At 50.2% G+C, this 25,707-nt stretch carries 24 protein-coding genes; 6 read left to right on the top strand and 18 right to left on the bottom strand.

The window, feature by feature from the left end; genetic code table 11:
• Nucleotides 1-47: 47 nt before the first annotated feature.
• A complete protein-coding gene (locus ACYU8Y_RS20440; RefSeq protein WP_460939934.1) occupies nt 48-890 on the bottom strand; it encodes a type 1 glutamine amidotransferase in 843 nt (280 codons plus the stop codon).
• A 48-nt stretch (nt 891-938) separates the two neighbouring features.
• The gene (locus ACYU8Y_RS20435; RefSeq protein ID WP_460939933.1) at nt 939-2,039 is read right to left on the bottom strand and encodes a carboxylate-amine ligase; all 1,101 of its coding nucleotides are present in this window, start codon (nt 2,037-2,039) and stop codon (nt 939-941) included.
• A gap of 130 nt (nt 2,040-2,169) precedes the next feature.
• On the opposite strand from ACYU8Y_RS20435, the gene ACYU8Y_RS20430 reads away from it, so the two are divergent.
• The 3 genes from ACYU8Y_RS20430 (at nt 2,170) to ACYU8Y_RS20420 (ending at nt 3,408) form a co-directional block, all read left to right on the top strand.
• Complete coding sequence (locus tag ACYU8Y_RS20430; RefSeq protein WP_460939932.1) at nt 2,170-2,427, top strand: hypothetical protein; 258 nt, start codon at nt 2,170-2,172, stop codon at nt 2,425-2,427.
• An 86-nt stretch (nt 2,428-2,513) separates the two neighbouring features.
• Complete coding sequence (locus ACYU8Y_RS20425) at nt 2,514-3,065, top strand: RNA polymerase sigma factor (RefSeq protein ID WP_460939931.1); 552 nt, start codon at nt 2,514-2,516, stop codon at nt 3,063-3,065.
• A 4-nt stretch (nt 3,066-3,069) separates the two neighbouring features.
• Complete coding sequence (locus ACYU8Y_RS20420; RefSeq protein WP_460939930.1) at nt 3,070-3,408, top strand: hypothetical protein; 339 nt, start codon at nt 3,070-3,072, stop codon at nt 3,406-3,408.
• A 29-nt stretch (nt 3,409-3,437) separates the two neighbouring features.
• Here ACYU8Y_RS20420 and ACYU8Y_RS20415 read toward each other — a convergent pair whose 3' ends face one another.
• From ACYU8Y_RS20415 to ACYU8Y_RS20340, 16 genes are all read right to left on the bottom strand, one after another.
• Nucleotides 3,438-5,081, bottom strand: a complete 1,644-nt coding sequence (locus ACYU8Y_RS20415; protein ID WP_460939929.1) for a hypothetical protein — start codon at nt 5,079-5,081, stop codon at nt 3,438-3,440.
• A 25-nt stretch (nt 5,082-5,106) separates the two neighbouring features.
• Complete coding sequence (locus tag ACYU8Y_RS20410) at nt 5,107-7,317, bottom strand: hypothetical protein (protein WP_460939928.1); 2,211 nt, start codon at nt 7,315-7,317, stop codon at nt 5,107-5,109.
• On the bottom strand, nt 7,314-8,507 hold the full coding sequence (locus ACYU8Y_RS20405; protein ID WP_460939927.1) for a BatA domain-containing protein: 1,194 nt from the start codon (nt 8,505-8,507) through the stop codon (nt 7,314-7,316). Before ACYU8Y_RS20405 ends, ACYU8Y_RS20410 begins: the two co-directional genes overlap by 4 nt.
• Before the next feature lie 29 nt (nt 8,508-8,536).
• The gene (locus ACYU8Y_RS20400) at nt 8,537-9,388 is read right to left on the bottom strand and encodes a DUF58 domain-containing protein (protein WP_460939926.1); all 852 of its coding nucleotides are present in this window, start codon (nt 9,386-9,388) and stop codon (nt 8,537-8,539) included.
• A gap of 54 nt (nt 9,389-9,442) precedes the next feature.
• Nucleotides 9,443-10,429 carry an AAA family ATPase gene (locus ACYU8Y_RS20395; protein WP_460939925.1) on the bottom strand — a complete coding sequence of 329 codons (987 nt, stop codon included), beginning with the start codon at nt 10,427-10,429 and terminating at the stop codon, nt 9,443-9,445.
• Nucleotides 10,430-10,518: 89 nt separating this feature from the next.
• Nucleotides 10,519-11,136, bottom strand: a complete 618-nt coding sequence (locus tag ACYU8Y_RS20390; RefSeq protein ID WP_460939924.1) for a DUF4159 domain-containing protein — start codon at nt 11,134-11,136, stop codon at nt 10,519-10,521.
• Between the two features lie 178 nt (nt 11,137-11,314).
• The gene (locus tag ACYU8Y_RS20385) at nt 11,315-11,824 is read right to left on the bottom strand and encodes a GNAT family N-acetyltransferase (RefSeq protein WP_460939923.1); all 510 of its coding nucleotides are present in this window, start codon (nt 11,822-11,824) and stop codon (nt 11,315-11,317) included.
• 11 nt (nt 11,825-11,835) lie between these two features.
• Nucleotides 11,836-12,507 (bottom strand): Uma2 family endonuclease, encoded by a 672-nt coding sequence (locus ACYU8Y_RS20380; protein ID WP_460939922.1) that lies wholly within the window; start codon nt 12,505-12,507, stop codon nt 11,836-11,838.
• A 44-nt stretch (nt 12,508-12,551) separates the two neighbouring features.
• Nucleotides 12,552-12,692, bottom strand: a complete 141-nt coding sequence (locus ACYU8Y_RS20375; protein WP_460939921.1) for a hypothetical protein — start codon at nt 12,690-12,692, stop codon at nt 12,552-12,554.
• A gap of 19 nt (nt 12,693-12,711) precedes the next feature.
• Nucleotides 12,712-14,049: a TldD/PmbA family protein gene (locus ACYU8Y_RS20370; protein ID WP_460939920.1), complete on the bottom strand. Its 1,338-nt coding sequence runs from the start codon at nt 14,047-14,049 to the stop codon at nt 12,712-12,714.
• An 81-nt stretch (nt 14,050-14,130) separates the two neighbouring features.
• Entirely contained in the window at nt 14,131-15,771 is a 1,641-nt protein-coding gene (locus ACYU8Y_RS20365) for a TldD/PmbA family protein (protein ID WP_460939919.1), read from the bottom strand.
• A gap of 52 nt (nt 15,772-15,823) precedes the next feature.
• Entirely contained in the window at nt 15,824-17,188 is a 1,365-nt protein-coding gene (locus ACYU8Y_RS20360; protein WP_460939918.1) for a TldD/PmbA family protein, read from the bottom strand.
• A gap of 88 nt (nt 17,189-17,276) precedes the next feature.
• Entirely contained in the window at nt 17,277-18,935 is a 1,659-nt protein-coding gene (locus tag ACYU8Y_RS20355; protein WP_460939917.1) for a TldD/PmbA family protein, read from the bottom strand.
• Between the two features lie 305 nt (nt 18,936-19,240).
• Complete coding sequence (locus ACYU8Y_RS20350) at nt 19,241-19,651, bottom strand: hypothetical protein (protein ID WP_460939915.1); 411 nt, start codon at nt 19,649-19,651, stop codon at nt 19,241-19,243.
• A 191-nt stretch (nt 19,652-19,842) separates the two neighbouring features.
• Complete coding sequence (locus ACYU8Y_RS20345; RefSeq protein WP_460939913.1) at nt 19,843-20,934, bottom strand: ATP-grasp domain-containing protein; 1,092 nt, start codon at nt 20,932-20,934, stop codon at nt 19,843-19,845.
• Nucleotides 20,935-21,311: 377 nt separating this feature from the next.
• The gene (locus ACYU8Y_RS20340) at nt 21,312-22,016 is read right to left on the bottom strand and encodes an esterase family protein (protein ID WP_460939912.1); all 705 of its coding nucleotides are present in this window, start codon (nt 22,014-22,016) and stop codon (nt 21,312-21,314) included.
• 147 nt (nt 22,017-22,163) lie between these two features.
• Here ACYU8Y_RS20340 and ACYU8Y_RS20335 point away from each other — a divergent pair, with 147 nt between their 5' ends.
• From ACYU8Y_RS20335 to ACYU8Y_RS20325, 3 genes are all read left to right on the top strand, one after another.
• Entirely contained in the window at nt 22,164-23,003 is an 840-nt protein-coding gene (locus tag ACYU8Y_RS20335; protein WP_460939911.1) for an alpha/beta hydrolase, read from the top strand.
• A 95-nt stretch (nt 23,004-23,098) separates the two neighbouring features.
• Nucleotides 23,099-23,923, top strand: coding sequence for a glycoside hydrolase family 16 protein (locus tag ACYU8Y_RS20330; protein ID WP_460939910.1), 825 nt, complete (start codon nt 23,099-23,101; stop codon nt 23,921-23,923).
• Nucleotides 23,924-23,986: 63 nt separating this feature from the next.
• Nucleotides 23,987-25,699: an alpha/beta hydrolase gene (locus ACYU8Y_RS20325; RefSeq protein ID WP_460939909.1), complete on the top strand. Its 1,713-nt coding sequence runs from the start codon at nt 23,987-23,989 to the stop codon at nt 25,697-25,699.
• Nucleotides 25,700-25,707 lie beyond the last annotated feature (8 nt).

Here is a 25,707-nt window from a genome sequence, read left to right as displayed (position 1 = left end):
TGAATGGCCGTGAGTTTAGGTTAGGAAAATCACGGCCATTCGATGGTCTAATCCATGATAAGCTCCGGTGATAGAGCCCGAATGGCCTGCTGCAGGAAGCCCGGTAAAATAACGGATTCAGTTAGGGCAATCTTGTCAGGGTCCTGCAAATAAGCTACCATGTCGTCGTACTTTTCCTGCCCAAAATTAGAAACGATGTGGTTGCGTTTTTCGGGTTGCATGAAGTAGCGCAGCATACCTTCGTTATCGGCTTCGGGGTGGAACTGCGTACCGATGATTTCGGGTGAGAAACGCATCGACATCACCGCCCGGTCGAGCAAGACATGCGGTCTGATTTTCTCAAGGCAAAGAATTTCCGCGCCCAGTTCATTCATCAGTTCGGCATCTGGTTCCGTAATCTGGTAATCACGGGAATCGACCGCGTAGAATGGGTCGGGTAGCCCTTCCAGTAATGCTTCCGAGTCACCTTCTTCGGTTTTATGCACCGGGAAAATCCCGAACGAAGTGGATTTACGCCGACTCAGTAAACCTAGGTTCAGGTGGCGAACCACCAACTGAAACGAATGACAAATCAGAAATACGAATTTCTTCCGTTCATTCGTCCGGTTCCATTCGAAGATTTGGTCGATCAATGAAAAGTAGCTCGCTTCCCAGGCATCCGATGAAGCCATCGGGCTACCGGGTCCACCCGACGAAATGTAAACATCATAACTTAAGTCAGGAATTTCGTTATTGGCCCGAACGTCATATACGTCAAACTCCAGTTCCGTATTCAGTTCCGCCACCTGGTTACTACCCTGTACGTTTCGAATTGTATGCAAAATACAACGCATGCCTTCATTCGCATGGTTGTTATTCATATCAAGAACGGCAATTTTTACTAAGCTCATAGACTGTGTATTACGGCTAACTATTAATCATGGTGCCCAAAAAAATAACTACCTGATGCCAAAAGAAGTTTCTTCGACAATGTAATTCACCACCTGTTTCAGATCGTTGGTCTGCTGAAAAACCGCCAGTTGACGGTCGGCACCCGTACCCATTTCCAGGATTTTCAGGACGTATTCGCACTCGGCCCGGCTACCCAGTTCATCCACGACATCGTCGATAAACGTCAGCAATTCGTGAATTAACTGGTGGGTTGGTACTTCTTCCTGTTTGCCAAAGTCGATCAGTTTTCCCTCGATACCATAGCGGGCGGCCCGCCATTTGTTTTCATTGATCAGGATTCGGCGGTAGGGTCGAAAATTAAGATTCTGTTTATGTAGCTTGTCAATTTTGGCGACCAGCGCCTGCATAATGGCGGCCAGACAAATAGTCTCATCGACCCGCATTGGCACATCGCAGATTCGAAACTCGATGGTGTCGAAGAACGGATGCAGCCGGATGTCCCACCATATTTTCTTGCCATTGTCGATACAACCGGTCTTGACCAGTAGCTCAATATATTCGTCATATTCAGCCGCTGATGAAAAGTAATCGGGGATGCCCGTTCGGGGGAATTTATCGAATACTTTCGAGCGGTACGACTTGAACCCGGTATTGCGGCCTCGCCAGAATGGTGAGTTTGTTGACAGAGCGTAAATATGGGGTAAAAAGTACCGGACGGCGTTCATGATCTGGATGCCTTCGTTCCGGCTTTCGATGCCTACGTGGACGTGCAAACCAAAAATTAAGTTCGATCGGGCCACATCGCGCAGTTCTTCGATAAGTCGGTCATACCGTTCATTGGGTGTAATCAACTGTTCTTGCCAATCCGAAAAGGGGTGTGTACCGGCAGCCGCAATCTTAAGGTTTTGTTTCTCCGCCAGTTCGATGATCATCTGCCGCAGATACGTTACCTCCTGACGGGCTTCCTGAATGTTTCGGCAAATATTTGTTCCGACTTCAACAACCGCCTGGTGCATTTCGGCCTTTACGCGTTCGTGAAGAACTATCTGCCCACCGTCGACAATCTTCGACATGTGTGAGCGTAACTCGCCTGTGTTGGGGTCAATTGTTTGAAACTCTTCTTCAATTCCTAAAGTGAAAACGGGCATAGGTAATATGAGTTAGTGTCAGGTTGGCAAGCAGAATGGCTAAAACTATGGGATAAGATACATTTTTTTTGTAAACCTCATGCAGCGTCAATGGTTTTCTCTAAATAATTGCACGCAGATCAGGTATATTATGAGAAGTCAACGCGAAAAGAAGCTGATCACCAAGTATTGGCTGTTTGGAGGAAGTGGAGCAATGCTCCTGGGTAGTGGGTTGGCGGTGCTTTTGCACGGGTCGAAACTTCGTGAGGTGAATGCCGACCCCTGGTTTTGGGTCAGCACAGGTGGTTTTGCACTTATTATGACGGGATTGGGTTTCATTGGCGACGCCAATCGTTTCCGTACCATGGCCGACGTATTGCAGGAGTTGGACAAGCGCGCCGGTAGGTAGCCTGACAAATCTGTATGAGTCAGGTCTGACGCACGAGCAATGTGGGTGACCAGCTCATACAGATTTTTTGAATTCAGGTTTACAGAATGGCTGAAACGCCCAGACGCAATATACTTGAGACAGTTAAACAGTACGGAAGCCGACTGTCGCGGTTTATTCGTGGGCAGGTAAAATCAGACGAAGATGCCGAGGATATTTTGCAGGATGTCTGGTATCAGCTAACGAAAGTGGTTGACCTCGATGGCATCGAAAGCATGAGTGGCTGGCTTTTTCAGGTAGCCAGGAATCGAATTACAGATGCCTACCGAAAGAAAAAAGAAGATTCGTTGTCGGACTTGATGAGCGAGGATGACGACGAGGATTTTCGATTTCGGGATATTCTGCTGACTGATGCCGAAACGCCCGAAGATCAGTTTTTCAAAGATCTATTCTGGGACGAACTGGTGAAGGCACTCGACGAACTTCCCGAAAATCAACGTACGGTATTTGTTCAAAATGAGCTGGAAGACCGGACCTTACAGGAAATTGCGGATCAAACGGGCGAAAACCTGAAAACCATTATATCCCGAAAACGATACGCCCTTCAGCACCTTCGGAAGCGACTGCAACGCCTATACGACGAACTTGATAATTTATAAGCTTATGAAAACTTCTCACCGACGGTTCCGCTTCTTCATACCGCTGGGCATATTGCTGGTGTTGCTGGCCGTCTCGTACGCTGTATTCTGGCTGTGGAACACAGTTCTCGTCGCCGTTGTGCCCGTAAAGCCGGTTACAATCTGGCAGGCCGCCGGCTTGTTACTCTTATCCCGTATACTGTTTGGTGGATTCAAGTTTGGCCCGTCGGGTGGCGGGTATGGCCGTGGCGAAGGCCCACCGCCCTGGCGCAGCCGATGGCGTCAGATGAGCGATGAAGATCGTAGCAAGTTCAGACGGGAATGGCGAAAACGCTGTAACGACAAACCCGACGCGTCTAACTGACCGATTCCGAACGAAATGAAATTGAGGGCTTATTGTATTTTCGGCTCGACCCATAACGCCGTAAAACAACCAATAAACAACAGCAACCATACCCAGTTTGGTACTTGAGCCGTCGTTGTTCGCGCAGTTTGTTCGCTTGTCGATTGAGGCAATGCATGGGCTGAGACAAATCGGCGGATGATTTCCTGCTCGGCCAGAGGGTTGTTTCCGGCACGCGCGTCGACATATAGCGCCAGCGAATCCTGGATGGATTGCCAGCCCGCCTGTCTGAATAACGAAGAGCCAGAAGCTGCGTGTTCGTTCATAGGCGATTTTACAAACGATACGGTATCCTGCCCAATGGGTAAAAAGGGCGGCAGGTTTCCTGAGTTGCTTAGCCCGATTTCCTGTTGCAGTCCGCTAAACAGGGGCGCATCTACCTGAACCGTGTTTTTATCGGAGGTTGACAAACGGGCCAGTACCGCCGTCCAAAGTCGGGAATAGGCCACGCTGTCGCCACTGAGGGATAGCGGAAAGGTTTCATTTAACAGGCTTGCGCCAATGCGTCCGGCGAGTTTACGCTGAACCGCTACCGGATAGCCTGACACGGCAACTTGATTGATGTTGTCGGCAAAACGATAGGGGAGTGCGTTAAGGCCACTACCAACCGAAACGAGGGGCTCACTGGACATCTTCCTGACCTGCCATTTACTACCCAGTGCCTGATTGATGATCCGAAAATCACTTTCGGGATTGGTGAAGTTGATGAACAACACGGCTTTCCCGTCAGCAAGCGCTTTTTTTACAGCAGCAGTAGCTGCATTGGCAGGATCGGTGATCAGCAGGTCAGGCGTTGTTTTATCGATTGACTTCCCGACTTTGTTAATGCTCACATGGCTGTTGATTCCTTTCGACAGCGTTGTTACGACTTGTACCGTATGCCCCTGTTTCCCCAACCAGCTCGCCAGTGTATTGCTTTCAAAATCAGGGCTGTCGAGTAGAAACTGCACCTTCAAAGGCTCCAATGGCCGGGAAAAAAAACGAATCGTATCGAGCGTAGTGCCATCCAGCGTCAGTTCTGCCTGACTGCGACCACGGACAAAAGTTGGAAACTGGAGCGAAAAGGTATTGTCGCCTTTGTGCACCGAAACGCTGTCCAGCGTCCGGCTACCAAACCGCAAGCGCAGGTGCTTTTTCTCCGAGGAATGCACCCGACCCGTTACCCGCTGCATTTCTCCCTGACGGACGACACCTTTCCAGTGAAGACTCTCCAGTTGATCAGGCTGGGAATAGGGAATCCAATTGACCGACGAATTGCTCAGTTTTGTTAGGGTTTCGATCGGGAAGCGCTGGCCGGCTACGGTGACCGAATCATACTCGTCTTTCAGATTTCGGCTGGTAAAGCTATCCTGAATGTGTAAGCTGTCTTTAACCTGACGGGCAACGGCAGAGGGCACGTCATCACCGACAAGCAACGCATGGCTGGAAGGGCGTTGACTCAGCCAGTTGAACTGCCCAAAATAACCCGCCACCAGCAGCCACAGAACTACATTCAAGCCCGCCTTGATCCATTTACGACTAGTGGATAGGGATTGATTGCGGCCAATCAGCCAAAGTTGACCCGCCAGCAGGAGCAGTAACGCCAGCGCGATAAACCAATTAATGGGGCTAGTCCAGTTTATACTTGTTTGCATTCGAATGAGCAGATCGTCTGTCGGGCTAGTTAATGTGCCGCCAGAAAGCTTGTTGTAAGGCACGGTCACTGGCATACGAAGGCCCCGTTCGTTCCGACGCCCCAGTCAGGCTGTATAGTTTTGTTTTCAACTGCGTTTTCTCAACGCTGGTCAGCGATTTGCCCCCGGCTAGTTTTTGCAACGAGGTCAGCATCGACCAGTTCTGAAGGCCGCTATTGACTACCCCATTCGCCAACGCATTTCCCAGTTGCTGCACTGTTTGCCGCTGTTGGGCATTCAGTTTTGGGATATCCAGATAACCAAGGGCTTCGGCAACTAGCCCCTGGATTCGCTGTTGGTTATAGGTCCGCTCCTGGTTAAAAGCCGTCGTCACGTTTTTCATTTCGCCCGTCAGCCGGGTTTCTTTCTCCTTGGTCTGGGGCGGGTCAAAGCCGGTTTTCTTCACATAAGACCGGGCTTTCTGCTGCGACATTTTTAGGTATTTGAGCGCTTCCTGCTCAAACGGCAGGGCTTTCTCGGGTTCGTATAACCGCAAATGGAGTTCCGACTGCCACATGTTTTCCAAAGCCATCTTCAACAGCGACCGGGTCGATTGCTCGTGAAAGGTGTTCGTTTCGGCGTTGTCGTGCGAGTGAACATACTGCTCCATCAACGCGGCTACCGGGTCCTGATTATCGGCGGCCTGGGCTGCGGGGCTTCCGTGATCATGGTGATGTTCTTCTTCGTGATGCCCCTCGGCATGTTCTTCGCCCTTATCATGGTCATGAACAAATCCTTTAAGCGGGTCGCCGTCTTCGTCGGTGGGTTCGATGTGTCCACCCCCGGCCGATGTTTCGAACTCTTCGCCCAAAAACTGCCCATACCGCAACCGAAGCACTTTCTGATCGAATCCAATTTCGTTGGATTGACTTTTAAAGGCGTGGCTTACTTTCGATCCCATTTTCTTTCGGCTCGCTAGTAGTTTTTCGGTGTCGATAATGATCTGCCGCTGGCTTCTGAAGTACTCGGGCATGATGTTCACCGCCATTGTGGGCAACTCACTTTCCTCAACCTCGGTCGTGTCTTTATACACCAGAAAATAGGTGTCTGATTTTGTGAAATTTGGCTCAGGCTGGCGATTGTCGAAAGCCGCCCAGTAATAGTATAACTCGTCGCCTGGCGCGAATTTCAGCTCATCGAGATCCAGAGTCTTGGTGAGTTTGGCATCCTTGAAATTTGCCTGGCTCAACGGTAAGCGGACTTCCCTGAACTTAACATTCTCGCCCGAACCCCGGGCTACGGTCGCGACAAGAAAGGTCTTGGATACCAAAAAATCATCCGAAATTCGGGCACCAATTGCCAGCGTTTTCGGGTCTCTGATGGTATGGAAGCTGTACAGTTCTTTTGAATTCGGCTCGATCTTGGGAGCCAGATCGGGTTGGGCTTCGAGCCGATAAAAATCGGATTGATAGATAATGGAGTCTTTCTGCTGGTGGGTGCGCCAGTAGGCTTTGATAGCGTATAAACCCGAGTTAACCAGTTTGTCCTGATACGTATAGGCGTTACCGGTTTTTCGAAAGATAAGCTCTTTCCCCTGGCTGCTCACAAGCCGTACCGATACCTGATTCGTTGTACTAAACTGCAATTGCCAGGTCAGAACGGCACCCACAACGCTCGACGCATTCAGGTTCGACGAGTTTATTTCCGGAAGCCGGGTGTATGCTGGTGGTTGAATGCGTAGCCTGGCGGATTCAAACGTTGGTACAACTGGCTTACTTTCGGGCGTAAACGTTGCCAGCAAACCTTGCTTTTCAGGCCTGTTTGCCAGGTCATTCTTTAACAAAGGATACCCGAAATAAACAGCCAGCGCAGCAATGAAACATAAGCCGTATTGACCGGCTTTCGCCAGAAAGACAACGGGCACCCGAACCGTTTGTATGTGCGTACTCAGACGGTCGAGTTGAAGTTGCTCGGCCAGATTAAGCTGAGGCTTTGTTAAAAGGGGCAAGCTGTATTCTACATCGCCAACCGTCTGGTGAATAAGCTGAATGGCCTGTGGCTTTTTGTCCTGATAAAGCTTACTCAAAACGGCTCCGAGGCCAAAGCCAGCCACGCCAAGCAGCCATGGCCAGACGGTCGGTCCGGTAAACGTAGCCGTGATCAGATAGGCTGAGAGAGCCAGCAACACGCAGCGTAGCAGGGCGTTGGCGTAAAGTTGGTACGTGACCGACGAGACAAGGCGTTTCAGTTCGTTCATGCGTTTTTGGTCAAGGCCAGCCAGCGTTCAACGAGTAACAGAACGATAAAAAATAGCAAAAGTGCATCCTGAACACCCGCTTGTTGCGCTGTCGTTGGTTTGGCTGACGAAATAAATAGTGACTTGATATCGGGCTGGCGCAAGGGTTGATGAGTCGAAACAAGACCGTAGTGACGCATTAACTGGCTGCCGAGCCATTCCGGCAACTGACCCGTTGCTACCCGCTCCGACGTCTGCGGAGTTAGCGACTCGTTCGTAAATAATACGTTTGTCGGCTTTGCTGCCGTTTCGATTCCTGAGACGACGTAAAGGGTTTTCGGTGAGGGCTTTGTCGGCGGCTGGTCGGTGAGCACCCAGGTATAGAAGCGGTTTGGCTTCGGGGCTTCGTCAATGATCAGATCAATGGCGTAAACGTCCGTTAGGGCATTGAGGGCAGCTTTAACGGTTTGGCGTTCCCGCTCATTCCGGTAGTTAAGCAAAACCGCGATTGGCTCTGTGTTTAGGGGAGCAGACTGGAATTTCAATATCGGATCGAGCGCTGAAGCGCTGCTAAACTTGCCCGTCCGATCGATAAATAGTTTCCGGCCATTTTTGCCCATCAGATAGGGGCGAGGCTGGCTCGTTGAATCAATCACCGTGTGCAGGCGAAAGCGCTCCGGCACCATGATGGCTGGCAGAGTAGCCAGATCCTGACTGTTCGTGACGTATAGGTGAAGTTCGGTAGCCCCGCTGGCAAGTTTGTTGATGGCCGTCTGCAAGGGCAACGGGTTCAGGTGCGGGGCTTTCTGAAAACTGTAGGGCTTGTCGTCCAGCGTGCTCAGTTGTTCGTCGGCCCAGACGACCCGTTCGCCCTTTTTCTGCGCATCCGTTAGCTCGAACTTGAAATTTTCGGAAACGGCCGGGCTGGGCTGCACCAGGTGAAGTTTCTGAATGGCTGGTGGTTTCGCCAACCAGGCTAGAATGGGTTGGGCCAGTAAAAGGGCCAGTAACACCAGCAATAAACACCGACAAATGAGCAGCGGGATATTGTCGAGTCGAAGCCCGCGGCTTTGTTGCTGTTGCTTCTCAATGAGCCATTGGGTAGCCGCCCAGGGCAAGGGTTTTCCCTGCTTCTGGTGCCAGAAGTGAATCCCCACCGGAATCGCAATGGCTAATGCACCCCATAGTAAAAATGGCTCAACAAACTGCATTATGGTTTATGGGATTAGGTTGACCGTGGTCAACTCATCAAAAACTGTTTTAAAACAAGGGCGATTGGATCACTCAGGCGAACGCGAATCAAGCGGACATGAGGAATGCGTAAACTTTCTTCCAGTTTCGTCAGGTAAGTAGTTGCCCGCTCCCGAACAATGTCCCGAATGGCATCGGCCTGTAATTCAATCTCTTTCCCCGTTTCCAGATCCTGAAATCGATAAAAACCATTCATCGAGAAATTAATTTCCTCGTCGCCCAGTACTTGGAAAATGACGATTTCCCGACGTGGTCCGGCCACTCCCTGAATCAAGTTGACCCACTCATCATCCACCTGCAAAAAATCCGATGCGATAATCAACACCTCTGCCTGCTTGCGACCGAATTCGGGAACCGCTGGGTTTCGATTTTCCCACGCACCCACTGCGGGTGTGGCTTCGAGCATAGCTACAATTTTCTGAAACGCCTGCTTCCCGGTAGGAACCAGCGTTTGAACGTTGCCATTTTGTAGGGCATACAAGCTTAATTGATCGCCCTGGCGGTTGCTTAGATAAGCCAGCGAAGCCAGCAGAATTCGGGCATACTGCAACCGGCTCACAGCCCCTTCCGTGTAATTCATGGAGCCCGACAGATCGATCAATAGGCGGACTTGCTGATTGCTTTCCGTAGCAGATTCCCGGACCAGGTAATGCCCGGATTTGGCGAATAGCTTCCAGTCAATTCGCTTTGGATCATCGCCGGGCGTATAATGCCGAAATTGCTCAAATTCGGTCCCGATACCCGACCGCCGACTGGTTTGAATACCCAGCAGCATCTCATCACTAACCAGTTTGCTGGCCAGTTGCAGGTTGTTGAGTTTTATGAGTTCGGTGATGAGCATGTATATACCGGTTTACGAATTGTGGTTGCACAACCGTAACCCACAAATCATAAACTAGTTAATGACCTTTATTAACTCCTGGATCACCTGATCCGTAGTGATGCCTTCGGCTTCGGCGCGGAAGTTAAGGGCGATTCGATGGCGAAGGATCGGGTAGGCAAGAGCCTGTATGTCGTCGGGGATGACCGAAAAACGTTCGTTCAATACCGCCCTGGCCTTGGCACATAGCACGAGTGCCTGTCCGGCACGGGGCCCCGCGCCCCATTCGCCCCACTGTTTCACAAAGGCCGATGGCGAGTCAGCTGGTCGTGATGCCCGCACCAGCCGATTTATATACTGAATTAGTTCGTCGCTGATGTAAACTTCACGCGTGAGCTTCTGCAACTGAATAATATCCTGGTCGGAAAGAATGGTTTGCAGGGTTGGACGCGATGTGCCCGTTGTACTTTTCAGGACGTCGAGTTCTTCCCGCTCCGATGGATAGCTGAGCTTAATGTACAGCAGAAAACGGTCTAACTGCGCTTCCGGAAGGGGGTATGTGCCTGCCTGCTCAATGGGGTTTTGCGTCGCAATGATCAGAAAAGGCTTGGGCAATTCGTAATCGTTACCGCCATAGGTAACCTTATACTCCTGCATGGCTTCGAGCATAGCAGCCTGCGTTTTCGGTGGAGTTCGGTTAATTTCGTCGGCCAGTACGACATTGGCAAATAGCGGTCCGCGGTTAAAAACAAACACTTTATGGCCCGTTTCATGGTCATCCTCCAGAATTTCCGTTCCAACAATGTCACCGGGCATCAGATCGGGCGTAAACTGAATGCGTTTGAATCGCATCGCCAGCGCATCCGACATGGTCTTGACCATCAGCGTTTTGGCAAGCCCGGGTACCCCTTCCAGCAGGCAATGACCACCGGCTAATAGCGAAATAAGCACTTCGCTAATGGCTTCCTGCTGGCCGATAATAACCTTTCCGATCTCCTTGCGTAGCTGCGGTAGCTTGGCCACCAGCGCTTTATAATGAGTTAAGTCTGTTGTTGAATTCAATGGTCTATCTGTCAGGTTGTATGAAGAGGAAATGTTGATGTAAGCTACATAATGTAGGGTTTAGCTACACGTCGTATCGTTACTATAAATCAGGCAGTTAGTGCGTAGGTTACGATATTGACGCCAAACTTGGTATTGTCTTCGGCCAGAAACCGTTTGTTTCGAAAATCATAATCCCACTCGCAGCCATAATCTTTGTTGCTGTACAATACCCCGATTCGGCCGTTGACGGTGATGGCTTTCAGGTAATCGTGGACAAGGTCGTCGCCCCAGCCGTTCAGTTCAAACGACGTGGTGGGTGGTCCTTCCTCAAACTTGAAAAAACAAGTGTAGAGTGGGTGGTTATTAGGTATCTTCTGAAGCGCTTTGGGGCCAAACGTGCGGCCCATTTCCTGCTCGAAGGACTTGGCAAACAGACCGTCGAGGTCGTGGTTACAGTCGTCGACAAATACGAAGCCGCCATTCTGTACGTAGCGTTTGAAATGGTCACGTTCCTGGGTTGAAAACTCAACTAATTTATGGCCACTCAAATAGCAGAACGGACTTTTGAATAAATCGGGACTACTCAATTGCACCACTTTTTCCTTCTGATCTACCGGCAACGTTGTGTACTCGACCAGGGAATGCAGCAGGTTGGACGGCATCCGTTGGTCGGTATCCCAATCGCCGGAAGTATATTGAATACGGGTGAAGAAAAACGGTTTCAAGTGCGTTTGTTGAGAAAGAAATTAAACCGGTACAAGGCACAAAGGCTATTTGGGTCGCCGTCGATATTACTTTTACAGGTTATGATTACATTCATTTTAGAGCCGTTTCCGTAAATGTCGAAAATCAGCTGAAAAGGCGAGTTTTATGCTTAAAAATAGCTGTTTCGCCGTTATTTTACTAGGCATTCAGCGGTTTTTCCATGATGTAGTCTTCCATCAGAAAACCTTCGCCAATGTCAATTGTCTCGGTATCAACCGTAGTAAAACCCATCCGTTCGTAGAACTGAATGGCTTTGTTGTATTTGTTCACGTTCAGCGACAGACTTGAATTTGCCTGGTCAATCGCCAGCGTCGCTACTTTATCGATGAGCAGTCTGCCGACACCTTTGCCCTGGCTGGCAGGCAGCAGATAAAGCTTGTGAATTTTGGTTTTCGACTGATTCTTATAGTCAAACTCGTAGGAAATAAAGCCCAGATGCTCCTGACTATCCTCGTCCTGAGCCAGCAAAAAAACATGATTCTTGTCTCTGATCTGTGTGGTGAGTGCATCGGGACTGTACATCATATTCAGCATGTAGTCAATCTGAGCGGGCGACAGAATTTCTCCAAACGTGGCAGGCCAGGTCTGGTAAGCAATAGCACGAATGATGGGTAAGTCCTGCTCGGTGGCTTCGGTAATGGCAATCATCTGGCTATGAATCAGTCGGGTTTTGTCAGGAGCGCTCGCAGGGTATCCAGATTCGTTTGCTTATCGAAAATGGCCAGAACTGGAATCTGAAACCCAGGTACGGTTATGGCACTCAGCGTATCATTTATGTACAGGACGGCTACAGAAGCAAATGCCATCGTTCCCTCGTCTAACTGATACTGCTCCACCGATTTACGAACGGGGTCAATAATCCAGTATTCCTGAACGCCATGAGCGGCATAATCTTCGAACTTAACGCCCCTATCGCGTCCTGTCGTACTTTTCGACAGAATTTCAACAATCAGATCGGGAGCTGGATGCTCCATCTGATCATCCTCGAAAGAATCCGCTGTTTCGCTGTTCCAATAGCATATGTCTGGTTCGTAATCATTGCGAGTCAGGCCAATGAGTGCTTTCTCTGAGTCGACTGCGCCTAAATGATGGAGATGAACATAAATCCGAAGTAAGGTTAGTAGATTGGCCGTTGCATCCAAATGTCGACGCTTAACGGGCGAGTGCATAATGACTTCACCATTAATAAATTCGGCTTTGATATCATCACGCAGCCATTCGCGAAAGGCCCGGCGACGTTGCGCTTCATCGGCCAGAATAGCCTGCGCTCGTTCGATGACTAATTTGGCATCGGGGGCTTCCAAAAGTTCAGCAACACGGGTGTCGAGCATTTGACAATAGATAGTTTACCGGTGAAGTTACGGAGAATTCTGCCTTATTGAGTAGTCAGATCTACGTTTACACTACCTTCCGACGGGTAGTCATCGTCAGTCATAACGAGGTTCAGCACCCGATACACCAGCGCCAGATAATAAATCCGGCGCTGGTGGCATAACCTACTGCTTAACCCGGTCATCTTTAGAAAACCGATGATTTTACACCGCGTCTGACAAACTGGTAAAGGTAAACTCCCGAATTTTCATCGGTGGAATCAGGTAGTTCTGGTCCGATTCCGTGCTGAGCACACGCTCGGGTTTTCCCAATGACTCAAGGTTATTGAGCATAATGACCGGGCTTTCGTTGAACCTAAAGTTCTTGACCGGGTGCTTGATCTTACCGTTCTCGATGTAAAAAGTCCCGTCGCGGGTGAGGCCGGTCAGCAAGATAGTCTGCGGGTCAACTTCACGGATATACCAGAGTTTCGTGACCAGAATACCGCGTTGAGTAGTTTTGATCATGTCTTCCAATGAAGCCGATCCACCCAGCATAATGAAGTTGTTTGGAAACGGCGTGGCTTTCTTTCCCTGCTTTTGTGCCCAATAGCGTGAATAGGCCAGGTTTTTGACGACTCCTTTCTCAATCCACATCGTTTTTTCCTGCGGCCGCCCGTCGCCCGACCAGGGAGAAGCGGGTAATTCGGGGTTGGTTGGGTCGGAATAGATCGTGACGCGCTCGTCGACAATTTTATCGCCCAACCGTGATTTGCCGCCCGACTTGCTGAAGTACGACCGGCCTTCATCGGCTGAGCGGGCATCCATATTGTAAAAGATGTTCTCGAGCAGGACGACAGCCGCCGTCGGCTCCAGAATAACCGTGTATTTGCCCGGTTCGATGGCACGCGCTTCAGCCGACCCTTTCGCTTTCTGAATCGCAATTCGGGTGGCGGCCGCTGTATCCAACTTGGTGAAATCGCTGTAGCCGCGCGCTACATAACCCGACCCCTTCCCGTCGTTGGTGCGGACGGTCAACGAAAAGTTTACGTTGGTGCTTGGATAATAAGCGAACAGGCCTTTCGAGTTCATCATGGCTGAATAGCCGTAATTGTCCTGCAAAAAACCGGCGGCTGCCAGATTCTGGGCACGGGATAGTTCGAGGCTCTTTGCCACAACTTCGGCCCGCGTATCGGGCGTCACGTTGGCTGTCGAATCAAAAAAACCAGTCGATTTTTGGTATTGCTGTGGTCCCAGAACACCGACGTATTCCGGGTTTTCGGGAGCCAGTTTGGCCAGCTCTTCGGCCCGACGCACTACTTTTTCGAGCGATGCATCATCGAATTCATCAATCGTGGCAACACCAACTTTTTTACCAAAAGCCGATTGTACCTGTAGATTCTGATTGACTAACGAGCCACTGGTCGATACTTCGTTGCGGGCGTAGCGCAGATTTCCCCGCTCTTCAACGATCAGATTAACTTCGCATTCGTCGGCTTTCGAATAACTGAGAACTTTGGTGAGCAGGGCTTTGGCTTCTGCTTCAGTAAGTTTGATTGGCATAGTGGGTCTGTGGTAGGGGTTCATTATTTAGGGTTGATGGTGTGTGGTCAGCCAACCATCAACCGTAAACAATGAACAAACTTAGATCTTCCGGGCTGTATTGATCACATTAACGCCGTTGAAACGGGCCGTGCTGCTGCCGTGCGAAACGGCGCTCGATTGGGAAGGCTGTCCTTTGCCGTCGAAGAACGAACCGCCAAGGCGATAGTCGCGTTCGTCGCAAACCTGCGCACACGAGTTCCAGAACTCCTGCGTATTCGATTGATAAGCCACATCTTTCAACATGCCCGCAATCTGACCGTCTTTGATTTCGTAGAACAACTGGCCGCCGAACTGGAAGTTATAGCGCTGTTGGTCAATAGAGAAGGACCCATCGCCGATGATGTAAATCCCTTTTTTTACATCCTTAATCATTTCCTGAACGGACAAAGGCGTTTTGCCAGCCGCCAGCGATACATTGGCCATGCGCTGAAACTGCACCGAGCTCCAGCTATCGGCGTAGCAGCAACCCTGCGATTCTTTTTCGCCAATGATATGAACCTGATCACGAATGGCCTGGTAGTTCACCAGTATACCGTCTTTCACCAGGTCCCATTTCTTAGTCTTTACGCCCTCGTCGTCATAGCCAACCGCGCCTAATGACCCAACCTGGGTTTTGTCGGCGATCAAATTGACCTGCTTGCTGCCATAGTTGAAGTTCTTGGACTGCCACTTGTCGAGGGTCGCGAAACTGGTTCCGGCAAAGTTGGCTTCATAACCCAACACGCGGTCGAGTTCGAGCGGGTGACCAACCGATTCGTGAATGGTGAGCCAGAGGTGTGATGGGTCGAGTACGAGATCGTATTTACCTGCTTCTACGGACTTTGCCGAGTGCTTGGCACGTGCCTGTTTGGCGGCTGCCGTTACGTCCTCCAGCATATCGTAACCCATATTGTAGCGGGTCGTTATCCCCGTTACTTTATCGGCCGGGTTCACTTGCAGGTAGTCGTATCCCATCCCCATCGGTGCGCTCAGGGTATTGCGGGTTTCGAACTTACCTGTTTTGGGGTCGATAGCCGTCACGGTAAAGTTAGGCCAGATGCGGTGAATATCCTGATCGGCATAGGTGCCGTCGGTCGAGGCAAAGTATTTTTGCTCATTAACCATAAACATCACCGAGTTCACGTAGTTGGCGCCATTTTGGAGAGCCGCACTGTTCACCGAAAGAAGCAGATCGACTTTCTCCTGAATGGGCACCTCAAAGGCATTCCGTTTGATGGGCGCTTTCCAGGAAACTTCGCCATAGCCTTTCTGAGGAGCCAGTTGGACGGGTTCTTTCATCAGGCGGGCGTTGGCTTTAGCGATGGCTACGGCTTTTTCGGCGGCTCTGGCCATATCGGCCTCGTTTTTCGCATCGACAACAGCGGCAAAGCCCCAGCAACCATCCGCGATAACACGAACGCCAACGCCGTAGGATTCGGTGTTGACGATGTTCTGCACTTTATCTTCCCGCGTAATGACGAACTGGTTCAGGTATCGGCCAATGCGTACATCGGAATAGGTGGCTCCTTTGCTTTTGGCTGCGTTGAGGGCGGCATCGGCTAAGCGCTTTTTCTGGGAAACATCCATGCCCACTTCCAGCAGGGCTTCAGGACTTACGGTGCGCGAAAAGGCGGGTAAACTAGGCAATAGGATACCAGCGGTTCCCATTCCCAAAAGCTGATTAAAATCTCGACGGTTCATGGTTGTAGTGTACTATTAAAATGTTATTACACAGAGACATCTCTGTGGCTATCTATACGGCATCCGACAAGCTCGTGAACGTGAAGTCCCGAATTTTCATCGGCGGTATCAGATTACCACCCGCCCGAACCGGTTTGCCTAATGCTTCGACGTTATTGAGCATAATGACCGGACTTTCATTGAACCGGAAATTTTTGATTGGAAACTTGATCTTTCCATTTTCAATATAGAATGTACCATCCCGCGTCAGGCCGGTGTAGAGCTGCGTTTGGGGATCGACCGCCCGGATGTACCAGAAACGCGTTACCAGAATACCCTTATCGGTGCTCTTGATCAGATCAGCCAGCGACTGCGTTCCACCCAGCATGATAAAGCCACCGGGAGCTGGAATGGGCGCAACGCCCTTCTTATCAGCCCAGAAGCGTGTATAGAACATATTTTTGACAACGCCATTCTCGATCCACGTTCTTTTCTCCTGTGGAAGACCGTCGCTACCGCCCCCACCGAAACGGCCGCCACCTCCGCCACCACCACCTCCTCCGCCGAATGGCGATAAGGGAAGTTCAGTGTTCATGGGGTCGCTGATGATGTTGACCCGTTCGTCGAAGAGTTTTTCGTTCAGACGTGTACCGCCCCCTTTTTTGCTCAAAAAGCTCCGGCCTTCATCGGCCGAACGGGCATCCATACTGCGCATCATGTTTTGCAGTAATTCAACGGAGGCCGTCGGTTCCAGAATGACCGTGTATTTGCCCGGCTCCAGGGCTCTTGCACTGGCCGATGCCAGCGCCTTCTGCATGGCTACCTCGGTAGATGCTTTGGTACTGAGTTTGCTGACGTCCGTGACGTCAGGATTCGCATAGCCTGAACCCAGGCCATCGGCGGTGCGCACGGTGATTGAGAAATCAACGTTTGTGGCCCGATTGTAGCCGAAAAGGCCTTTGCTGTTCCCAATGGCCGCAAAACCAGTTGAATCTTCCATGTAGCCCGCAGCTGTCAGGTTTTTCTGGCGACAGGGGTCCAGACTATCGAAAGCGGCCTTCGCCCGAAACTCCGGGTCGATTTTGGCTGTATTCTCGGAATACGTGCTGGTCTCCAGGTATTTTTGCGGACCCAGCATGGGCATGTATTCCGGGTTTTCGGGAGCGAGCTTGGCAATTTCTTCGGCCCGACGAACGGTCTTTTCGAGCGATGCGTCGTCAAACTCGTTGATGGTCGACGTGCCGGAACGCTTGCCGAATACGGCCGTGACCGCCAGGGCCAGGTTATCGGATTCACCACTGGTCGAAACGGAGTTACGGGCGTATCGAATGTTGCCTGTCCGGCCACCCGTTAAACTCACGCTCATTTCATCGGCTTTGGAATAAGCCAACACCTTATCAATTATCTTTTTTGCTTCTTCTCTGGTTAAGATTGCCATCTTTTTTGGGGTGATACTGAGTTGTATATGGTTTGTGGTTGGCAGACGCATCCAGCGTGCATGTACCAGCCAACCACAAACCCAAAACTTAAATTTTCCGTCCTGTATTAATCACATTGACCCCATTGAAACGGGTGGTAGCGCTGCCGTGCGAAACGGCACTGACCTGCGAAGGCTGCCCTTTGCCATCGAAGAACGAACCGAACGTACGGTAATCGTCTTTGTCGCAAAGTTGTGCGCAGGAGTTCCAGAATTCCTGCGTATTCGACTGATAGGCTACATCGTCCAGCATACCAACGATTTCGCCATTCTTGATTTCGTAGAATAGCTGCCCACCGAACTGGAAATTGTAGCGTTGCTGGTCGATGGAATACGACCCGCGGCCAATGATGTAGATCCCTTTATCGACGCCCTTGATCATGTCAAACACCGACCGTTTTTCGGTGCCTGCCTTCAGGGAAACGTTTGGCATTCGCTGAAACTGGACAGAATCCCAGTTATCGGCATAGCAACATCCGTTCGATTCTTTCTCGCCCAGAATCGCTACCTGATCACGGATCGCTTGGTAGTTTACCAGAATACCATCTTTAATCAAATCCCACTCTTTGCAGGGAACGCCTTCATCATCGTAGCCAACGGTGCCGAGGGTGTGGGGCTGGGTTTTATCGGCGACAATGTTGACCAGTTTGCTGCCATAATTGAAATTCTTGGTTTTCCACTTGTCGAGGGTTGCGAAACTGGTTCCGGCGTAGTTGGCTTCATACCCTAATACGCGGTCGAGTTCGGTCGGGTGACCAACCGATTCGTGAATGGTTAAGCCGAGGTGATTCGGGTCGAGCACGAGATCGTATTTGCCGGGCTGTACGGTTTTGGCCGTTAATTTTTCTTTGGCCTGTTTGGCACCCAGAATGGCATCTTCTACCATATCGTAGGAATTTCGGTACCCGACAAGGCCGTTGGGGGCGGCAATTTTTTCCGACGCCAGGCCATCCAGGTATTCGTAGCCCATGCCCATTGGCGAGCTGAGCGCGTCACGGGTTTTAAACTTACCGACGGTCCGGTCAACGGCCGACACCGTAAACGTAGGCCAGATGCGATGGACGTCCTGGTCGATGTAGGAGCCATCGGTCGAGGCAAAGTATTTCTGTTCGTTAACGAAAAATAGGTTCGAGGTGACGAAAGCTGCTCCGTTTTTCATGGCCTCACTGTTCACCTTCATGAGCAGATCGATCTTTTCCTGAACGGGAATCTCGAAGGCGTTTTTCTTGATCGGGGTTTTCCAGGTGACCTCACCAACACCCTTTTGCGGTGCCAGTTGCACGGGTTCTGTTTGCAGACGGGCGTTGGCTTTAGCGATGGCTACGGCGGTTTCGGCACATTTGGCGATGGCTTGGGGGGTTACGTCACTGGTGGCTGCAAATCCCCAGGTTCCGTTAGCAATGACCCGAATGCCCACTCCAAACGATTCGGCATTGGCAATGTTTTGAACCTTGGCCTCACGGGTAAACACGAATTGTTGAAGGTAGCGCCCGATACGAACGTCGGTGTAAGTAGCCCCCTTACTTTTGGCGGCATTCAGGGCAATATCGGCAAGGCGTTTTTTGGCAGCATTGTCAATGCCAACGCCCCGGCCGCTTGCTTCGAGCAGGTATTCGGGCGACACCGCGTTTCCCAAAACGGGAATCGAAGCTGTTAACAAACCGCCAATGCCTAAGCCAGACAACTGGATAAAGTCTCGTCTTTGCATGTACTAAAAAGAAGATGAGTGTTGATGATTGAGGCTAAACTGTTCTCTAAAAACACGAATATGGCTGAAAAAGCCGAATCAATAAGTATATAAGCGCCTTTTTGTGACGAACGGTAAGCGGATACTGTGCATAAATCCCCAATATTATTCGGGAAAAATGCTTAGTGACAGTTGATTCTTTAGAAAACGATTGAGTGATAAATTCCGGGAGAAGCAACTGGTCCGCCCGCTGTTGTAAGAATAAAATGGCCCAGCCCGTATAAGGGATAGAAAAGCTGACTTTATTGATGAGCTGCGCTGGAATGCTACAAGCGAACGAGCGTTCGGGTGGCCGTGGCGGGTTGATTCGACCCTAATTCAAAGAAATTATCAATCAATAACTTTTTATCACGTTGTTCAATCCAGTAATCGGTGAGTTGTGACGAACTGGAAAACATATTTCGTACGCTGATGCGGTTGTTGAGCAGGCTATATTGGTAGATGCCACTCCCAATCTTAGGAACCAGAGACCCGCCCTGGTTGATTTCCCTGCCGCGTTTGACCAGTATTGAATTTGGGAGTGGTTTACCCGACTGGTCGAGGTTAAAGAGCAGCGTATCCCGTCGGGCGGTTTCCTCCACCCAAACCCCGGTCAGTGCATCGGGTGTAACCGCTTCTGGTTTCGAACAAGCCGTAAAGCCACATAGAAAAGCTAGTGAATAGACAAGTAAGCGCATAAACAGTTTTTTCTTTAAGATAACGTTTAGGATCAAATCGTTGGAAAGATAGACGTCCTTTTTTTACTGACCGAATTCGTTCAGCGACCGACTCGCCGACTTGTAGATGCGTTTTATACCTTCCCATAATGCAGATGCCGTGGCTAGTTTCATACCAGCCACGGCATCTGCATTATGGGAAGTTGATAAACCTATTTCTTATCCTTTTTGGGCTTCTCTGGTTTGGCTTCTTCTTTTCCGGCCTTTTTCGGTTTTTCGCCTTTGGGCTCCTTTTTCGGCTCTTTCTCCTCTTTCGGGGCCTTGGGCTCTTTTAATGGGGCAGGTGCTGAATGCGTCACGGAGTTGCGGACGAATGTGCCCCAAGTCAGGTTGTCCTGTCCTTTTTTTGCCTTCCTGGCCCGATCGATCGCCATGTTAGCGGCCGCTTCGACCACCCACTCGAAGTTTTCCTGCCCAACCGAGTGAACATCCGCGTCGGGGGCAGGGTTGCAGAAATCAATGGCAATGGGAATGCCATCCCGTACGGCAAATTCAACGGTATTGAAGTCGTAGCCAAGTCCGTGGTTCAGCTTCAGCACATAGTCGGTCATGGTTGCCAATAGCTTTTTCCCCGCATCACCGGTTGTCTGCATTTGGGCCGCATAACGCAGGTGGTGTGGGTTGCGGGGCTCGTAAGGCATAATCCGCACATCTTTTCCGCCGATACAATAGCACCGGAAATAGTCCGTGAAATCAATGGCTTCCTGATACAGCATAACTAATTGAGCTGTTTCGTCATACGCCTTGAACATCTGGTCGGGATTATCTACTTTATACACGCTTTTCCAGCCGCCACCCGCGTGGGGTTTCATGAAAGCCGGGAAGCCAATATGATTAAAAATACGATCCCAATCCATGTGTTGCAGGTTGCGGAACGAATTGTGGTTGGTATCGTCGGGTCGCTCTTTGGACGGAAGCAAAATCGTTTTTGGAACGGGAACGCCTAGTTGAACCGCCAGCGCATTGTTGAAAAACTTCTCATCAGCGCTCCACCAGAATGGGTTGTTGACGACGGCCGTACCCGTCAGGGCTGCATTTTTAAGAAATGCTTTATAGAACGGTACATCCTGCGAAATCCGGTCGATAATCACCGCATAATCGGTTGGTACACTTTGTTCAACCTGATCAATGCTAACAAACTCAGCCGGAAACTGGCTTTGCTTTTCATTGACGCGATCCACAAAGGCTTGTGGGAACGTATTTTCCTGGCCGAATAAAATGCCTATCTTTTTTTGTGTGCTCATAATAAGATAGTTAGAGGGGGCTTTTAGTGTTGTCGATTAATAAGACGATAGTAAGTCGAGTTCAAATCGGCTATTAATGAGGTAAACATACCGATTTATAGTTTGTTTGTCTTACTCATCTGTTTGTCGAACCCGAACCTGACAATAAAAGCCCACGAGTAGAGTAGCTATGAGGTCTGATTCTGTAACTAACCGGGTTGGACCGTGATGGTCTGTGGCGTCATATGCTTACAGCTGACGCAGCGAGGTTTTGAGAAACCTCGTTAATACTCAACCGCACGAGGTTTTAAGAAATCTCACTATATCGGTTTTGAGAAACCGACATCACACCCGGATGGCCTTATGAAAAAAGCGGCTTTCAGGCCGCTTCAATCAATTTAAATCATACTCAGATAGCGCGGAAATTGATCTTTCCAGACAGGCCAGTCGTGGTTACCCCAGGGCGTTACATCCAGTTGGTGACGAATGCCTTTTTGGCTAAGAATGCCCGATATTCTGTAATTTGAGTCTTTACAGAAATCATATGCCGAGGTTCCCAGCACGATATTCATGTGGTAGAACTCGTTATTCTGGGCATTGGGCAAAAAATCGGGTGGATTGTTGAGATACACGTTTTCGTCGTAATACCCACCCAGAAACGAACGAATGTCGAAAGCTGCCCCCATTGTGAGTAGATGACCGACCTGTTCGGGATGCCGGAAGGCAAAATTAAGCGCATGGTAACCGCCGAAGGATGCGCCCGAAACCCCGATTTTCTGAACGTTACACTCCCGTTGGATACTCGGGACTAGCTCTTCGTGCAGAAAGCGGTCGTAGAGTACGTGATTCCAGATACGCGTACCTGGATGCAGGTGTTTAGCATACCAGCTATCGCGGTCGATACTATCGATACAATATAACTTAACTTTGCCCGTCTCCACAAACCAGCGTGCCGTTTCGGTCAGCCCAAAGTCTTTATATTCATAATAGTGCCCCATCGACGTTGGAAAGAGCACGACTGGATAACCCCAATTTCCATAAACCAGCATCTCGATGTCGCGCCCGAGATGGTGTGAATAGAATTTTCTATAATCTTCCTGCACGAGTGTGTTTGTTTGATGAGATCCACGCAAATTTCGTGTGAAAATAGCCGAAATCGCTAGTGCTGGCAAAAAAACGAGTCCGTAGGCGTTGAAAAAATCTCAATTTTGTAGATCGTAAGTAGACGTATCCTGATCTTATTTTCTTTTATGGCTGACTCTTTACAGGCTCATAGCCACGCTGAACAGACAATTATGACGATTCTGCAGCCTGATTCGTTGCAGTCCGTTCCGCTCAACCGAACGGTCTATCTAACCATTATTCTGCCGCCCGATTACCAGACTAGCGATGCCGCGTATCCAACGCTTTACCTCAACGATGGACAGGATTTGCCCCGCCTGCACATGACCAGCGTTCTGGATTCGCTGTATCGGAACATGGCCATTCGCCCATTTGTACTGATCGCTATTCATGCTGGCGACCGGATTCAGGAGTATGGCACGGCTGCCAGGGCTGATTACATGAACCGGGGCAGTAAAGCCGCCCTTTACACTGATTTTGTCCTGACAGAATTGTTGCCTTACGTAAAAAAGCACTATCGGGTTTGTACGGAACCAGAGCAGTCAGTGTTTGCCGGGTTCTCGCTGGGTGGATTGTCGGCCTTCGATATTGTTTTTCATCACCCCGAGCGGTTTGGTCGGGCCGGGGTTTTTTCAGGCTCATTCTGGTGGCGAAGCAAAAGTACCGAGGCTGGGTACCGGGACGAAACCGACCGGATCATGCACGATCTGGTTCGGCAAGGAGCCTACCACGAAGCGCTTAAATTCTGGTTTGAAACCGGAACCGAAGACGAAACCAGCGACCGCAACAACAACGGTATCATTGATGCCATTGACGATACAACTGACCTGATGGATGAGTTGGTCAAAAAAGGATACCAGTGGGAGCAGTCAATCCGCTATGTCGAAATAAAGGGGGGAAAGCACGATCAGGAAACCTGGAGCGCGATTATGCCGGATTTTTTAACCTGGGCCTTTGCCAATGAGTAAGTTGCTAACCATGAACACTTTGCCGTACTAAGCAAAAGCAGTGAACTTTTGGTCGATCAAACTAACCTGGTAAGACATTTCTCAACGAATCAATTATGGATGGAATCAAACTACTGACAGCGTTGGCTATCGTGTTTCTGCTGGCGTGCAAAAGTCCTGATATGTTGGTGCCAGTGGGTTCTCCAACCCCGCCCCCTGGCCGCAAGCTTGTTTGGAGCGATGAGTTTGCCAAGGCAGGTTTGCCCGATTCAACAAAGTGGAGCTATGAGGTCGGAGGCAATGGTTGGGGCAATAATGAATTACAATATTACACCGCCCGACGTCCCGAAAACGCCCGCATCGAAAACGGGAAATTGATTATTGAAGCCCGAAAGGAAGAGTACAAAGGTCAAAAATATACCTCGGCCCGTTTGGTAACCCAGAATAAGGCGACCTGGACCTACGGTCGGGTCGAAGCCATGGCCAAACTGCCAAAAGGAGTAGGCACCTGGCCCGCTGTCTGGATGTTGGGGAAGAGTATAGCGACCGCAGGCTGGCCCAGAGGTGGTGAAATAGATATTATGGAACACGTTGGTTTTGACGAAGGCGTGATTCATGGAACTGTCCACACCGAAGCCTACAACCATGCCAAAAAGACGGAGAAAGGAAAGGCCGTATCGGTCAACGATGTAACCGGCTCCTTCCACCTCTACGCAATTGAGTGGACCGCTGATCAAATTGATTTCTTTGTCGATGATCAGAAATACTACACTGTTCAGAAAGCAGTTTTAGGCACTAGTGAAGCCCAGTGGCCGTTTGAGCAACCGTTTTTCCTGCTTTTAAATGTAGCCGTTGGGGGCAACTGGGGCGGGCAGAAAGGAGTTGACGAAACCATCTGGCCGCAACGCATGGAAGTTGATTATGTGCGGGTGTATCAGTAGAAGATAAGCGAGCTAAACACAAAATTGGTATCTTACCTGCTGACAACCAACCTGATCAGCCGAATGAAATACCAGCTACTTCTTCTATTTGGGCTATGGGCAACCGTTGCGTGCGCCCAGACTACATTTTCTATCTCCTTCTCTAACCCCCAAAGCCAGCAGCCGCTCGACGGACGTGTGCTGTTAATTCTCGCGAAAACCAATAAGCCCGAACCCCGCCAGCAGGTGGGCGACGGCGTGGAAACGGCACAACTGTTTGGTGTCGACGTAAATGGTCTCAAGCCTGGCCAGGCAACGCTGGTGGATGGAGCGGTCTTTGGCTATCCGAAACGCAGCTTGAGAGACCTGGCACCCGGCGACTATTATGTGCAGGCCGTTCTGCACAAGTACGAAACGTTCAAGCGAAAAGACGGGCATACGGTGAAGCTGCCCATGGATAGGGGCGAAGGCCAGAACTGGCGCACGGCTCCGGGTAATTTAGTCAGTAAGCCGCAAAAAATACGTATTAAAGCTGGGACGAAACAGGCGTTTGCCGTCGTCATGGATCAGGTGAATCCAGCCCTTGAGGAGCCAAAGGATACAAAATTCATCAAGCACATCAGGATTCAGAGCCAACGGCTGACCGAATTTTGGGGACGGCCTATGTACCTGGGTGCCCACGTATTGCTACCCGCCGGTTTCGACGAGCATCCCGAAGCCCACTATCCGCTCTGTATTAACCACGGCCACTTTCCTGACAATTTTGATGGATTTAGCGAAACGCCACCACCCGCCAACATGGATACGACCGACTACGTCGAGCGGTTCCATATACACGGCTATAAAAAAATTGTGGCGCAGGAAGCCTATGATTTTTATAAAAAGTGGACCAGCAGCGATTTTCCAAGAATGCTGATCGTCGAAATTCAGCACGCGAACCCGTATTACGACGATTCGTACGCGGTGAATTCCGAAAATTTGGGTCCGTATGGTGATGCTATCATGTATGAACTCCTGCCGGAAATAGAAAAGCGTTTTCGTGGCATTGGTCAGGGGTGGGCACGATTTACGTACGGCGGTTCAACTGGCGGTTGGGAGGCACTGGCGGCCCAGGTATTTTATCCCGATGATTTTAATGGGTGTTTTGCCGCCTGCCCAGATCCCATTGCGTTTGATGCCTACACCGTTTTTAATCTTTATAAAGACAAGAACGCATACTATGCGGAAGGTCCTTTTCGGCGGACTCCCCGGCCGGGTCAGCGGAATTACCTCGGGCAGGTGAAAGTAACGCTGGAAGAGACGAATCACCGGGAGCTTGCGCTCGGAACGCATTCTCGCTCGGGTGATCAATTCGATATTTGGGAAGCCGTTTATTCACCAGTAGGGGCGGATGGCTACCCTAAACGAATCTGGAACAAACTCACCGGCGAGATAGACTCCACGGTGGCTGCTTACTGGAAGGAGCATTACGACTTACTGCACATTCTGCGACGTGACTGGAAAACCCTTGGTCCGAAAGTAACGGGCAAAATCCATATCTACTGCGGGGATATGGACAACTATTACCTCAATAACGCGGTCTATCTGATGGAGGACTTTCTGAAAAGTGTGCGGAATCCGGCGGCCAGTAGCGAAGTAGCCTACGGTGACCGTGCTGAACACTGCTGGAACGGCGATCCTACCCAGCCCAACTACATCAGCCGGTTGCGTTACAATACGATGTACATTGACAAAATTATGAAGCGCATCGATGAATCCGCCCCAAAAGGGGCCGATTTGAAAAGTTGGCGCTACTGAGTGACTGA

It is taken from the genome of Spirosoma humi (assembly GCF_054776575.1).
This window is presented reverse-complemented; position numbering and strand designations above follow the sequence as displayed.